The 14,024-nt window shown below is 36.4% G+C and carries 15 protein-coding genes; 5 read left to right on the forward strand and 10 right to left on the reverse strand.

All coding sequences use genetic code 11. The features are described 5' to 3' along the window. Positions 1-49: 49 nt before the first annotated feature. On the reverse strand, positions 50-289 hold the full coding sequence (locus AC6CHH_RS11180; RefSeq protein ID WP_498282824.1) for a hypothetical protein: 240 nt from the start codon (positions 287-289) through the stop codon (positions 50-52). 205 nt (positions 290-494) lie between these two features. Between AC6CHH_RS11180 and AC6CHH_RS11185 the strand changes: the two genes are divergently transcribed. Continuing rightward, positions 495-1,109, forward strand: a complete 615-nt coding sequence (locus AC6CHH_RS11185; protein ID WP_498282826.1) for a S24 family peptidase — start codon at positions 495-497, stop codon at positions 1,107-1,109. A 13-nt stretch (positions 1,110-1,122) separates the two neighbouring features. Here the strand turns inward: AC6CHH_RS11185 and AC6CHH_RS11190 are convergent, their stop codons facing one another. Beyond that, positions 1,123-1,818: a helix-turn-helix transcriptional regulator gene (locus AC6CHH_RS11190; RefSeq protein WP_498282828.1), complete on the reverse strand. Its 696-nt coding sequence runs from the start codon at positions 1,816-1,818 to the stop codon at positions 1,123-1,125. A gap of 194 nt (positions 1,819-2,012) precedes the next feature. Here AC6CHH_RS11190 and AC6CHH_RS11195 point away from each other — a divergent pair, with 194 nt between their 5' ends. Continuing rightward, positions 2,013-3,173 (forward strand): FG-GAP repeat domain-containing protein, encoded by a 1,161-nt coding sequence (locus AC6CHH_RS11195; protein ID WP_498282830.1) that lies wholly within the window; start codon positions 2,013-2,015, stop codon positions 3,171-3,173. 74 nt (positions 3,174-3,247) lie between these two features. Here the strand turns inward: AC6CHH_RS11195 and AC6CHH_RS11200 are convergent, their stop codons facing one another. The 4 genes from AC6CHH_RS11200 to AC6CHH_RS11215 form a co-directional block, all read right to left on the reverse strand. Further along, positions 3,248-3,451 (reverse strand): helix-turn-helix transcriptional regulator, encoded by a 204-nt coding sequence (locus tag AC6CHH_RS11200; RefSeq protein ID WP_498282832.1) that lies wholly within the window; start codon positions 3,449-3,451, stop codon positions 3,248-3,250. Positions 3,452-3,461: 10 nt separating this feature from the next. Then, the gene (locus AC6CHH_RS11205; protein ID WP_498282834.1) at positions 3,462-3,830 is read right to left on the reverse strand and encodes a hypothetical protein; all 369 of its coding nucleotides are present in this window, start codon (positions 3,828-3,830) and stop codon (positions 3,462-3,464) included. Between the two features lie 164 nt (positions 3,831-3,994). Then, positions 3,995-5,446 carry a SusD/RagB family nutrient-binding outer membrane lipoprotein gene (locus AC6CHH_RS11210; RefSeq protein WP_498282836.1) on the reverse strand — a complete coding sequence of 484 codons (1,452 nt, stop codon included), beginning with the start codon at positions 5,444-5,446 and terminating at the stop codon, positions 3,995-3,997. A 14-nt stretch (positions 5,447-5,460) separates the two neighbouring features. Next, complete coding sequence (locus AC6CHH_RS11215) at positions 5,461-8,715, reverse strand: SusC/RagA family TonB-linked outer membrane protein (protein WP_498282838.1); 3,255 nt, start codon at positions 8,713-8,715, stop codon at positions 5,461-5,463. A 315-nt stretch (positions 8,716-9,030) separates the two neighbouring features. Between AC6CHH_RS11215 and AC6CHH_RS11220 the strand changes: the two genes are divergently transcribed. Beyond that, positions 9,031-9,573, forward strand: coding sequence for a hypothetical protein (locus tag AC6CHH_RS11220; protein ID WP_498282840.1), 543 nt, complete (start codon positions 9,031-9,033; stop codon positions 9,571-9,573). A gap of 106 nt (positions 9,574-9,679) precedes the next feature. Continuing rightward, positions 9,680-10,087 (forward strand): GNAT family N-acetyltransferase, encoded by a 408-nt coding sequence (locus AC6CHH_RS11225; protein ID WP_498282842.1) that lies wholly within the window; start codon positions 9,680-9,682, stop codon positions 10,085-10,087. A gap of 79 nt (positions 10,088-10,166) precedes the next feature. Here AC6CHH_RS11225 and AC6CHH_RS11230 read toward each other — a convergent pair whose 3' ends face one another. The 4 genes from AC6CHH_RS11230 to AC6CHH_RS11245 form a co-directional block, all read right to left on the reverse strand. After that, entirely contained in the window at positions 10,167-10,670 is a 504-nt protein-coding gene (locus AC6CHH_RS11230; protein ID WP_498282844.1) for a hypothetical protein, read from the reverse strand. A 61-nt stretch (positions 10,671-10,731) separates the two neighbouring features. Beyond that, the gene (locus AC6CHH_RS11235; RefSeq protein ID WP_498282846.1) at positions 10,732-11,652 is read right to left on the reverse strand and encodes a hypothetical protein; all 921 of its coding nucleotides are present in this window, start codon (positions 11,650-11,652) and stop codon (positions 10,732-10,734) included. 584 nt (positions 11,653-12,236) lie between these two features. After that, positions 12,237-13,235: a type II toxin-antitoxin system antitoxin SocA domain-containing protein gene (locus AC6CHH_RS11240; RefSeq protein WP_498282848.1), complete on the reverse strand. Its 999-nt coding sequence runs from the start codon at positions 13,233-13,235 to the stop codon at positions 12,237-12,239. Then, positions 13,232-13,588 carry a hypothetical protein gene (locus tag AC6CHH_RS11245; RefSeq protein ID WP_498282850.1) on the reverse strand — a complete coding sequence of 119 codons (357 nt, stop codon included), beginning with the start codon at positions 13,586-13,588 and terminating at the stop codon, positions 13,232-13,234. Before AC6CHH_RS11245 ends, AC6CHH_RS11240 begins: the two co-directional genes overlap by 4 nt. Positions 13,589-13,836: 248 nt before the next feature. Between AC6CHH_RS11245 and AC6CHH_RS11250 the strand changes: the two genes are divergently transcribed. Further along, positions 13,837-14,022 (forward strand): hypothetical protein, encoded by a 186-nt coding sequence (locus AC6CHH_RS11250; RefSeq protein WP_498282852.1) that lies wholly within the window; start codon positions 13,837-13,839, stop codon positions 14,020-14,022. Positions 14,023-14,024 lie beyond the last annotated feature (2 nt).

Consider the following 14,024-nt stretch of genomic DNA (forward strand, 5'->3'; position numbering starts at 1 on the left):
GTAAAAGTACAATATATTATTGTATTTGCAAATATTTTTTTTATTTGTTCTAAGAATACGTTTTAAGCTCCATCTTTAGGTTATAAGTCTCCCCATCGATATCTTTTATGACAACCTCATAAATCGTCTTTGTATTTGATTTTTGAATAGAGATATGATCTTTTACATAGTCCCAGTCCTTTACATAGATGTTTTTTAATGATATAAGATTAATTACATCAAGCACTGTAATCTCATTACTCTTCACATGAGCAGGAGAGTCATGAACTTTTTTCTTGCTTTTACCCATACAACATATTCGAAGTAAACTTCTGGCATCTGGTTAATTGTTCCTTATACCTGGTTAATAATTCGACAATAATACAATATTAATTTGTATATTTCAATAATTTATTGGTTTTTACAATTTTTTTCGTTTTCTAATCTTTTGGCCTTATTTTTGCCTTTAACACGAAGTAGCTAAAAACATCGCTTCATTATTTATAATATCCACAATGACTAATTGGGAACGTCTAGAACAGGTAATACAATATTTGGGTTTAAATGTCAATTCTTTTGCAAAAGAAATTGGCTTAAAACGATCGGAACGCCTTTATCAAATAAAAAAAGGGAATTATGCTATTAGCAAAAATTTAGCAGGAGTTATTACGAGTCGCTTTCCAGAGATTAATGAAACTTGGTTGATTACCGGAGAGGGACCTATGTCAAAAGACAAGGAGTTAACCACTAAAATACCCTTGTACAATATTAGTCCAGATCAATTTGCAGTAGACTTATCTAGCCTACCGGTTGCTCATGAACTGGAAATCCCATTGCTATCGGGAAGTGATTTTGCGTTTGTAAACCACGGCGATGCAATGAAACCAGAGATTGAACACGGAAATATTGTTTTTGTTAAAGAAGTTGATAAAAACGCTGTTATTTTCGGTGATATATATTTGGTTATATCAGATCATTTGAACATCGTACGCTTTATCAGGGATGGAAATGACAACCAATGGCGTTTGGTTGCAAAGAACTCAGATGATTTTGACGAATTAAGTATCGACAAAGATTCCGTAAAAACAATTTACAAAGTAAAGGGTGTGCTCTCAATGGTCTCCCTATAGTTTTGAATAGCACTTATTTTTTATCAAAAGTTAAGGCTTGAAAATCGAAAAGTTCGATTAGTTTACTGAGCTCCGATATTTTATTCACTTTGAGTTTTTTGTAAATATTTTTGGTATGCGTTACCACCGTGTCCGAGGAAATAAATAATTGATCGGCTATTTCTTTTTTGCTTAAACCCGAAGCCAACAACATCGCAATTTCCCGCTCTCTTTTGGTCAGTGAGGTAAAGTTTGAATACACCGAAGGCTCCACTCCTCCTGAGAGCTCATCCATCACCGTAAGGGCTACCTTGGGACGATCCTTTTCATCTCTGATAATAGTCGTGGTTGAACCCATGGTTAATTTCCACGAATTGTTTGCATCCCGGAGTTTATAATTTAGATCAAGAATCCCCTGTTTATCCTTTCGAAAAAAGGAAATAGATTCGATAAGCGCATGATAGGTAGAGGTGTGAATGGTTTGCAAATAATAAAAATGGTCAAAACCTTTTAGAACCTGTTTTTGGAACCCATAGAAGGCCCGCATTTTTTCGTTCACACAAAGCGGTCGAAAATATTCAACATCATGTACAGTGATATAATATTTAGATTGATTAATCACCTCAAGAAATCTTTCCTCTTGAGGAGCCCGAGAATCGAGCAAATCAACTTGAGCTAAATCAGAAATTAATCTTTTTAATTCCTGATGAAGTTTCTCATATCCATCCATAGACTAATACTGGTTAATTGGTTTAACGTACCCAAATATAACCAAAATACTCGTGTGGGGAAATCAAAAATAAACTAAATCGATAATTTACCCTCTTTTCTTTAAATTATGGAATAGTTACAGCAATAAGGACCTTTCAAAAACAACATGACACCCCATGATGGTTAAACAAATTTTGATGGGTATCTTGTTTAATGCGCTACACCCTATCACTGATTATTTCTCTGGGATATATATTATCCGTTTCTGCTCAAAATCAGAACAACGTATCCCCTGTGGGACCATTGCATTTCACCAAGATGAAAGTATCTTCAGAAACCTACGAATCCGTCGGTGTGCTGGATGTGAACGGGGATGGTCAAGCAGATCTAGTTTCTGGGGCCTTCTGGTACCAAGGACCACTTTTCATCCAAAGACATTTCATTGCAGAGGTTAACCGTGTTCAAGAATATTGGGATGACTTTTCAAGTATTCCATTGGACGTAAATGGGGATGGAAAAATAGACGTTGTAACCGGCGGTTGGTTTGCAGGTACGCTTTTTTGGCTGGAAAATCCTGGAACAAACGGGCCATGGAAACGGCATATTATTGATGAAACAGGAAATATTGAGACCGCAAGAGGATGGGACCTTGACGGGGATGGAATTATTGAGATAATTCCTAACACGCCTGGTCTTGCACTAAAGTACTATAAGTTACAAACTAATTCACAGGGAAAAGGAATTGGAAAATTCACAAAAATAGATGTTGACTCAACGCAAGGTCATGGTTTAGGCTTCGGTGATATCAATGGAGATAAAAAAGACGATATTATTGTTAATAACGGCTGGCTTCAGGCACCGACAAGCCAGAACGCAAAATGGATCTTACATCAAGAATTTGAGTTTGGAGACGCCAGCGTTCCAATGTTAGTAGTGGATATAAACAAAGATGGACTTAACGATTTAATTGTTGGTCAAGGTCATGGCTATGGTCTGGATTGGTATGAACAAAAAATAGGTTCTAACAGTAAACGGGAATGGATTAAACATCCAATAGACCCCAACAACTCACAATATCACACCATGGAATGGATGGATATAGATGGCGATGGCCAAAGCGAACTTATCACCGGAAAACGCTACAGAGCCCATAATGGAGCAGACCCTGGAGCAAACGACCCTTATGGTCTATACTATTTTAAATGGAATGGGGAGTCATTTACCAAAAACATAATTAGTTATGGTCCCGTGGATCAAGGAAAAGGCGCTGGTATTTATTTTTCAATTCATGATTTGAAAAACACGGGACGAAAGGACATTATTGTGGCTGGTAAGGATGGTCTGTATATATTTTTTAACGAAGGGTCAAAATAAGGATTTGCTCTCTGGTAAAAATGCGTTGTTAGCCTGGTCTATTGGCTTCTGCTTCTATAGACGGAGTGTACTGCTCAAAATTCTTTTTCTTCAAGTTTGAAGATTTCATCCACAGTCGTCTCGAAAAACTTGGCAATTTTCAAAGCTAGAAAAGTGGAGGGAACAAATTTCCCAATTTCAATCGAATTAATGGTTTGACGTGAAACATTTACCTGTTCGGCCAGCTGCGCCTGGGTAATGTTCTTTTTTGCGCGTTCTACTTTTATTGAATTGGTCATTTCGGGTCAATTACCTGAAGGAATAAAATCTGAAATAATAAATTAATAAAGAAAGAGAGAACACCAATATCATAAAATGATTGATTGCTGTCATTTCTATAGGAAAAAGATGATGGGAATACAGATTTGAACTCAGAATCTTAAAAACATACGCTAAAATAAACCCGGTATATAATGATGATGTTTTTAAACTTACCGATCTCTCATCTTCTTGTTTTTGGGAAGCGGTGAACAACGTAAAAAGACCAACCAATAACAACATTTCAGAACCCTTATTTGGATCTAAAAAAAGAATGGGAATCCCAATAATAATACAAAAAATACCAACATATCGTTGGAAAGTAAATAGCTTAACAAAGCTCTTGGATCGTCTATCCATTGTGTTAAATTTAAAGCAACATAAAGATAAATAAACTTTTCATAAAGACAAGTTTATTTTACATTTTCCATTTAACAGTCTAGGCAATCGCTCCAGCAATGCACTATAAAAACAACAAGGCCTTTGTTTTTGCAAAGACCTTGTTGTTTTATAGTGTATCGGAATTATTTCTCCCACCATACTTTCGTATGGAAATCATCACCGCCCATCTGCTCTACCGCCTTAGCATAATTATCTGGATTAAATCTTCGCGGATCTGCATGGTACATAAATCGCGAAGGCATCACCCCATCGTAAAACATAAAGTCCGTTTTTGGCAATTTTGGAAACCCTGTTCTACGGTATTCAAACCACTGTTGGTAGTCAACCATAAACAGCCCAATATATTTTTGCAACATAATTCGCTCAAGCGTCCCATCGTACTGCGCTAATTCATTGGAAAAGTAATCGTTGGGTAATGTCCCTCCGTATTGCTCTACAGAAGCTTTTACACCTTTTTCATAGGCCTGTTTAGCGAGCTCGTTTTGTCCCAATCCTAAATACACTTCTGCTTTGATGAATTCAACTTCAGAATAAGGCATAATAATTTCCTTGATCACTGTACCAATGGTACTTGGATACATCAAGTCTCCATTAGGGGTACTTGGATTATAGTCTAATCCAGTAAGATCACCCGAGTGGCCCGCTTGGATCCCGCGATACCCTATACGTTCAACAGTACCATTAACAAGCCGGCTTGCTTCTGTCATAATGAATGGTCGTCTAGGGTCATTCATTTCATTTAGGTTGTCCACAAAAAAATCGGCCATCGCTGTGAAGTTCACATAATCTTGTCTTCTACCCCAAGCATAATCATAAGGAGAGAGACCATTTATGCTTACCATGGCGGCTTCTTTATTTGAGGTGAATATAGGATACTGATCTGGTTTGTCTAAAATTTCCTTAATCTTTTGATAAGCATCTGTACGTTTAGAAAGGCGTAGGTAATACCGCAACAATAACGAATTATTGAATTTTCGCCACAGTTTTTTGTCATTATTATATAAAATATCCTCGCCTTCCATTACACCTTCATTGGTATAATGGATGTTTGCCTGTTCGAGTTCAGCAATCATCTCCGTGTAAATTTGCTCCTGAGTATCAAATTTTGGTTGCGTTACTCCCTGTTCGGCAAGTAATCCTTCAGAAATCGGAACATCACCAAAACTATCCGTCAAAATTCCGACAATATATGCTTTCAAGGTTGTTGCGACTCCTTCATACACCGGGTTATTTATACGCTTGGCGGCTTGTTCCATCTCGCGAATGTTCCGAAGATATTGATAACATGTATTCCATGTCCCATTACCACTAGTTTCGGTAAAGTAATACCGGTGAATGCCATTCGCTGCGCTTGGATGGGAAAGGCCTGTTTGCATGATTTCCCAAGTAAAGGCATTGCTCCTTACGGTAAAATACGTGGACATACCATACACCGTTGGGCTCACCAAAGAACTAGGCGTAACCTGTTCAATCTTATTTGGATTTGTATTGAGTTCATCGAAATGATCTGTGCAACTGCTAGCCACCGTTAAGGTAGTCGCCAGCAACACACTGTTTATATGTTTGATTTTCATCTTATTTCCTCCAGTTAAAAGTTAACCCTTAAATTCACACCGTATGTTTTTGTACTTGGCATCTGCCCCATTTCTACCCCAGGCATAATCGTTGCTCCGTTAAGCGCCGCGGTCTCAGGATCGTACATCGGAAAATCTGTTATCATAAAGAGGTCTCTTCCGAACACCGCCACTGATGCACTATTCATTTTCCAACGGGATACCAATGATTTAGGCAAACTGAGTTCTAAACGTACTTCTCTCAATTTTAGGTAAGAAGCATTAAAGCTATTCGTTTCCACGTTCGCTCTACGGTAATAATCACTATACCATGTATTTATGGCTACTTCTTTTGAATTTTGCGAAAATGTACCATCGCCATTATCAATCACACCTTCTCCTATAATTTTTCCAGTCTCACGTCCTACCAAAGTATGTTTTAGTTTACCCTGCTCGGTCATTTTATGATGCGTTTGCGAATAAACAATTCCACCGTATTGCCCATCAATCAATGCGCTTAACGAGACATTTTTATAGCGGAATTCGTTGTGAAACCCTCCGCGCCAGTCCGCATACACATTACCAATCTTCACTTTATCTTCTGGTCGAACAGCAAGTCCTGTACCTGCATCAATGATCACATCACCTTGATTATTTCTCACCAATCCATACCCCCATAAATCACCCGTTGATCCCCCAACGGTCGCTATAATTTGTGCGGCACCTGACCCACTTGAGGAGATAATTTGTTGAGGAGTTTCTACACCTTCACTGAGCTCCAAAATTTCATTCTCGTTCGTTGCCCAAGTTACTGTTGAATTCCATGAAAAATTTTCATTTCTTACCGGAGTCCCTGTTAAGCTGAGCTCCCATCCTTTATTTTGTATTAATCCTCCGTTGATGATTGCCGAGCTATATCCTGTTGTAATGTCTAATGGCACCCTTAAAATCTGGTTTCTAGAACGGTTATAATAGAAATTAATATCAGCAGTAAGTCGGTTATCAAAGAAAGCAATATTTAGACCCGCCTCTGTAGAAGTTGAAATTTCAGGTTTTAATGAAGCATTATGCAATACCGAAGGTGCCTCTGCTGAACCTGGGAATACGGAGGATGAATAATATTTCAAAGTCTGATATGAATCAGCATCATTACCTACCTGCGCCCAAGACAAGCGGAGCTTAGCAAATGAAATCGCTGCCGGCAATCTCATCAAATCACTGAGCACAAAACTACTACTTACTGAGGGGTAAAAGTACGAACGGTTATCAGAGGGGAGTGTTGAGGACCAGTCATTACGTGCCGTTACATCCAAGAAGATCTTATCTTGCCAAGATAAGTTCACCAATCCAAAGATACTTTGGATCTCTTTACGCACCAAACTGTTGTCATCAGCGAGTGAATTAGTGAGTGCATTGCTTAACTTGTAGATCCCCGGCAAGTTCAATCCGCGTGCCACGCCCATTGCCTCTTTCAAGTCCTGTTTCATCACATTCCCTCCTAATGAGGTACGGATCTTAAAATCAGCGCCTAAATTATCGTTAAATGATAACAACGCATCTGTGTTGGATTCCATATAGAATAAATCCTGTTGCTTATAATATCCTTTAGGAAAATTTGCCGTATCCCAAGGGCGACGTTGTTCACGTCTATCTGATCGCATATTTATCCCAGATCTTAACATAATCTCCCATTTTGGGTTAAAGGTATATGCTCCTTGCAACATCCCATCAAAGCCATTACTCACCAAGCTATTCGTCATCTCGTGTGCAATAATAAATGGATTTTCGATATATGAACTAAAGGGATGAATCTGCTGAACATTTTCTTGATTTTTCATCCACATCGGACGGTACCAATCCAAATCAATGCTTGGATTTTGGAAAATCATAAAATAGGCAATAGACTGGTTATTGTACCCAGTCCCTGGCAAGTTATCGCTGCTTTTATTGGTGTAATTTCCTTTGAAATTTATTTTTAACTTATCGCTTAAATTAGCAGAACTATTAAACGAGGCCACCAATCGCTCAAACCCAGTATTTGGCATAATCCATTCATTCTTGGTGTGAGTTAAAGACATTCTAGAGGTAAAGTTATCGGAACCTCCATCGAAAGCTACACTATTCATATAGGTTGCCCCTGTCCTAAAAAATCCTTTAACATTATCTTCATAAGGTACCCAGGGTGTACGGGTTAACCCCTTCCCTTCAAGCTCCGGATCATACTGAAAATAACTTTGTCCATCGAACTTAGGTCCCCAAGCACTTGAAGTGCCACGTGTACTTGCTCCGTCTTCACTCAGATCATACGAATAATAGAGCTCCCCATCAGCATTACGATTCAAATTACCTTGCCCATATTCATATTGAAATTCAGGCCATTTTAACACATTCTGAAAGCTACTGTTTGAGTTTACAGTTACCCCTATTCCCTTGCCATTCCTTTTTCCAGACTTGGTGGTAATAATGAGCGCTCCATTACCGGCACGGCTCCCATATAAAGCGGTAGCAGCTGCACCTTTCAATACTGAAATTGATTCAATATCGTCTGGATTAATATCACCTAACCCATTACCGAAGTCAACCGGTACATCTTTATCAGCACCGCTCGAACCCGCTCCATAGGCATCTGTAACCCCGGAGCTAAAACGACCATTCACCAGTGGAATTCCATCCACTACAATTAAGGCTTCGTTTTTTGCAGGGTCAAGCGAACGGTCACCACGTAAATTAATTCGCGCGGTATTCAGCGGACCTGAACTGGCTTGGCTAATATTTAACCCAGCAACCTTTCCTTTCATCGCATCTACCCAATTGCTTGATGCGGCATCTGTCATTTGTTTCCCAGAAATTTTGCTTACCGCGTAGCCTAATGATTTTTCCTCACGTTTGATTCCTAGAGCGGTCACCACAACCTCAGAAATTTGTTCATCCGAATGTTGTAAAGAAATTGCCACATTGCTCGCAGCCGCTGACCATTTTCTGGTTAAGGACTGAAAACCAACAATCCGAAATGTCACCTGCTGATCGGCAGACACCTGAATCTCAAACCTACCTTGGTTGTCTGTTGTGGAGACAGAAGTCCCATTAACAAGAATTGTGACACCGGCTAACGGCGTACGCACATGATCATCTATTACGTAGCCCGAAACCGTAAATTTTTGCTGAGTGATTTCGACTACCTCTAAAGGTTTGGATAAATAGCCTGCAAACACAGGTGTGAAGCCGAGCCCTGACAACAAGAGACAGGCTCTCGCCGTCCATGCAGAACTACGGTAATACCTTGAAGTCATTTTTTTCATCTTTTTTAGTCAATACAGGTAATAAAATAAGGATATAATTCTTACCGGGACGAAGCTAAGGATGCAACATTAACCCGGTGTTAAGCAAATATTAATTTAAATATACGATTAATATTAATTACTTAAAACGATCATAATCACACACTTGAAAGAACACGCTCTAGTGAAATTTCAGTATACTCTTTCTGATTAAGGACAGTACGAGCAACAAACAGGAAACATTTATTTCTTTTTTACTGAAAATTGGTTATCATTTTTAAACACATTAATTTATCTTTATTTTATTCTTAACCAGTTATTAAAAAAATGAAATTCTGGAGTCTTTGCCTATTTTCCATTGCCTTGATTACATGTTCATGTAAACATTCTTTCCATGTTGTTGAAAAGTACAATTCAAATTCAACACTAATTAAAAATGGAAAAATCTACAGTGTTATTTTCTCCAAAAACGCAGAGTGTTTCCTTTGTAATCTTGGAGAACAAAGATTTACGCCAACAATTGATGAGATAAATACAGCTGAAGAAATTTTACAAGCAAACATAAAATCAGCTAATAATCCCATGCATAACCAGGGAAATGGCTGTCCTGTTATTCATAATAATCTAAAAAATTACAGAAGGCAATACTACGGTTATCTTGATAGAAATGGGAATAGATTACTTTATGTAAATTTTTCCTGGGCAAGGTATAGGTTATCTGATAGGCTAAAGGGTTTCCATAAAGACGAATCAAAAGCTTGGAAAACAGATAGAGTAATGGTGCTTGATGGTTGCAGTAATTACTGGGAGATAGATATTAATCTGACTCGGAAACACGTACAGAATTTACGAATAAATGGGATAGCTTAAGCACTAACAGCAATATTATCTGATTGGATTGTTCGTATATGTAAGCGATTTGTTTAAATTCGACTTTCTTTCAAGATTTGATAAACGAACACGAATAGCCAAACGAATGAATCTGACATTATCTGAAGATAAAAATCTTCCAATTGATCAAGTAATTAAACTCTATACGGATAACAAATGGAGTTCTGCCAACAAACCAAACGAGCTAATGAAAGCTCTAGAAAATTCTCATTCATTAATTACGGCTTGGCAAGGGGATACTTTAGTTGGATTAGGAAACGCCATTTCCGATGGTCATTTAGTTGTTTATTATCCTCATCTATTGGTATTACCATCTCATCAGGGAATGGGTATCGGCAAATTAATTATGAAAAAAATGCAAGAAACCTATGGAAATATCCACATGCAAATGTTAGTAGCGGACAAAGATTCTATCGATTTTTACACAAAAGCAGGGTTTACTCAAGCTGGTCAAACTACGCCCATGTGGATTTACTCAGGAGATGACCATTAGCAAATACCTTTTTCAAATTAATTAGTTAAATGATTAAAGTTATCAAACAGCATCAAAAATTAGTTAAAGTTCTATTTTATTAAAATCTATTACCAGAATCTGATCCATTTAATTGGACTTCATAAATCTGATTAAACATAAAACCATTAGAATTCATTGGCTTAATTTCTTTATTATCAAAAAAAACCTTGGTAATTTTCATGTTGTTTTTCTCAAAAATCCAATCTGTTTTTAATCTAACTTCCTTTCCCTTGGTAATAGTAGAATGATGGATCGTATAATTAATCGAATTTATGATTTCATTCGGTCCGCTGGCAGCCTCTATCCTTAAGATGTTTTGTTGATTTACGTCAATCATCCGGGTTGAAGAACGCATTGTAATCCCTTGCGAAGTTTCTACGTTAAGGAAAAAGCCCATTTGTTCCTTTTGCAAGGTATTTAATAGATTGTTACCTTGATCGTCTGTTATTTTCAGCAGAAATTCGTACACTTTTGGGACCGGAACAGGAGTTTCTTTAGTTTTATCACAACCTGCTAGCAGAGCGATTATGAACAGCAGATTAAATACGTAAATTTTCGACATGATTGTAGGTATGAATACCAAATTCTTTCTTCTCAAATTAAAATTCATCCAACCTCTTGTCTTATTCCATAAATTTATAGGACGAGCTGATTTTCAATGTCATATTTCCAAACCTCAGTCTTTGCTCTTCTAATAATTTAGATTTATCTTTCGAATAGTATCCACTTCTTAAATGATTAAAAATTAATCCCCAATCATTATCAATAAGCGTATAGGACTTATCGTCCTGCAAAACATTAAGCTGGATTAAAACGTTTTCTTGTTCATCTTCTGTGCGATGGATTTTAGGAATTAAATTCTTTTGAGGAATTTTAAAATTCAACCCAGCACCCTCTCCATTAACGTCCTTTACCAGGTCTGTCTTAAATAAAGGTTCCTTGCCCGTAATCATATCGCTTTTATGTTTATATATAGACACGAAGGCATCTACAGACTCTTTCTTATTTAGTCCCCAATTGAGATAGGGACTACTAAAGGATAACGTGTCCACTAGGACGGAATCTATTTGAAATAGGTCATCAACTTTTAGAACCTTGGAGACAGAATCTAAAGGATGAATAGACCTCTCCCTATCATCATTGTTTGCATAAACGTATTGAGTTAATTTATATCTACCCACTTTATATATATTCAATGTGAGTTCATTCCGACTATCGGTGGATACAATTGATCCATTGGATAAATCCATAAGTTTCCATTGAATAAAAACATCTTGATGAGTTGGTGTTCCTTTTCCTGATTTATATTCTCTTCGGGAATTACTTTTAAAAGTAGCGCCATTATACCCATCATATATCCCGTCCATTTCAACAATAAATCCATCAGCCGGTAAATAAATGATCGAGTCCGAAAAACTCTTGCCTTTAGGATTTACATAAGAAAAATCAGTAATTAAGACGCGATCATTCAGATTTTCAGAAGGATCATCTTTTTTACAGCTAAAAAGGAACAGAATGGAAATAAAAATGATGGACAGCTTCATAGTTAAGTAATTTGCAACAATTACTAAGATAAGTGAATACTTACATAAAAATTAACTTTATGTAAGAAAAATAATCTAAATCCACTATTTTTTTAACGTACTATGTATGTTGTCTACTTAAAATACGGATTATTTTCCGTTAACGTTTCATGGAAACAATAAATTGATTGACTTTGATTTTTAAATAATTTTTTCAAAATATGTCAGTCTATCATTATCAAAAAAACTTTTACGAATTAATGGAATAGCTTAAATCAGAAGAGTAAAGGGCACTAATAATATTCTTTAGTATAATCATTAGTTTAACAAAAAAGTAGCCAATAAAAAAACAATCATTCCTAAAAGTTATTCGATAATTCGATCACTATCAGTCTGATAATATTCTATATTGTTGGTCTGGTAGTTGTTTGAGTTAGTGATCCAATGTACTTTATGAGTTTAGGAGGAATATTTGGATAACCCTCATAACTGAGCGGTGATCTCCAATCACATAATACTTTCCGCTGGAATCTCAAATAAGAATCATGGGATTGAAAATTATACCTGCTGTCTGACGACAAAGAGAGTTTTCTAATTTTTTAACTTTAATTTAAGTCAAAGGCATATTCATAACTAATTACACCTTTGCCTTTTTCGTTTTTCTTCCAGGCTTCTTCCAAATGACTTAATTCAATAATGTCTTTTGTACTTGTTTCTTTAAATGCAGCCGCCACTTTTTCCATTGTTTTCAATTCATTTTCTGAAAACAAATCTGGATTAAACGGTCTATCTTTTCGTGCTACAAATCGTTCACCTGTATAACCCTGTGGAAATTCCGTGGTAAAAACATCCATTTCATTATTATTAACTAAGTACTCATATATACTTTGAAAATTATTAGGCACAGGTCCCATATCTATTGCTTTGTAACGCACTCCGCTGATGGAAAAACAACTTTCCTTAAACATTAAAAAGTCTGCATAGAACAAAAGTTTGTTCATTTTGGTTTTGAATGGCGATAATTTGAATGAAAAATAAACCACCATTTCGGTGAATTTTTCCAAGTTTGGATTTCTGTAACCTGAAAAAACATCTGCTAAATGTCTACCCAATAAGTAATCTTTAAGATTTAAATTGAAGATATTCCTTTTCTCTTCCTCAACCAATAATTGTGCTTTTTGTATATATTTAATTTTGAGTTTATCTTCTAATGTACCGCATAAGGTTACCATTTCGATGAAAATTTTTGGATCCTTGACCATTTGAATCAATTTGGCATTTGCTACACTTGGCATTTCCCCTGCTTCGTACTGGCGATAACTGTTTATACCAAATCCTAAAATCTCAGACATCTTAGCAGCAGATAAATCATATTTTCCGCGTATTCTAACGACTTCGTCAGGAAATGGAATATTGAATCTATCGCGGTATTGGTTATATATCTGATTGATATTCACTTCATCCAATGTTGTGGTTGTAAAGTGTTCTCCGCTATCCTTGCATTTAAAATAGTGGAAAACAATTTCAAATGTTTCCTTTCTGAACTCCATTGATCTGCATTCTTTGATCATTAACATTTCTTTACCTGTGATTGGACTTTTCATATCATTTGTTTTAAAGGATAGTTCATTTTGTGTTGAGCCAAGTGAAAGGAAATGCAAATAACACTGCTACCCATTGACCCCATTGTAATTTTGATATACACTTCTTTTTTTTTAATAATTTTTCCAAACACCCACATATCAGCAGTTCCATAGAGTTTTTCTTCAAGGGGACCTTCACTATAGTCCAAAATTTCGAGTGCCTCCAATTTATCTTTACGATCTATGGGGCGAAGTTCTAAATCTACCAATGCTTGGACATTCTTCCCTCTATCCTCACGAAAGAGTACATCCCAAACCTTCATTTTATCTTTGAAGTCTTTTAAAAAATGTGCTACTTCTCTTTCTTTGCTCATACAATAGGATTGGTGCGTCAAAAATAAATAAACCATTTTAAAAAAACAACTATAACATTGAATATATCACTTTAAAATACAGATTATAAACTTTAACGTTTAATACAGTATTACACAACCAATTTAAGTGACTTAATCCCATAGCTTTTCAATTTACCTACATATAACCGGAGTGTTCACGTAACGTGAACGATTAAAAAAAATGAACAAATGATAACTCAACAGGAAATCAAGATCGTAAATCTAGCTTGAACAATCTCGAAGCCGTAACTGGTATACATGGGGAGTGGAAGTTCTTAGAATATACTGAAAACACAGGGATAGATGGAGTATTGACAATTGCTTTTGGCGAAAATCGAATTAAATTTAAAACGGACGTAAAGAACGAAATCCGCAATATACATTTACACAAATTAGAGCTCGAGCTTACGTAAAT

The organism is Sphingobacterium sp. GQ94, from assembly GCF_059758715.1.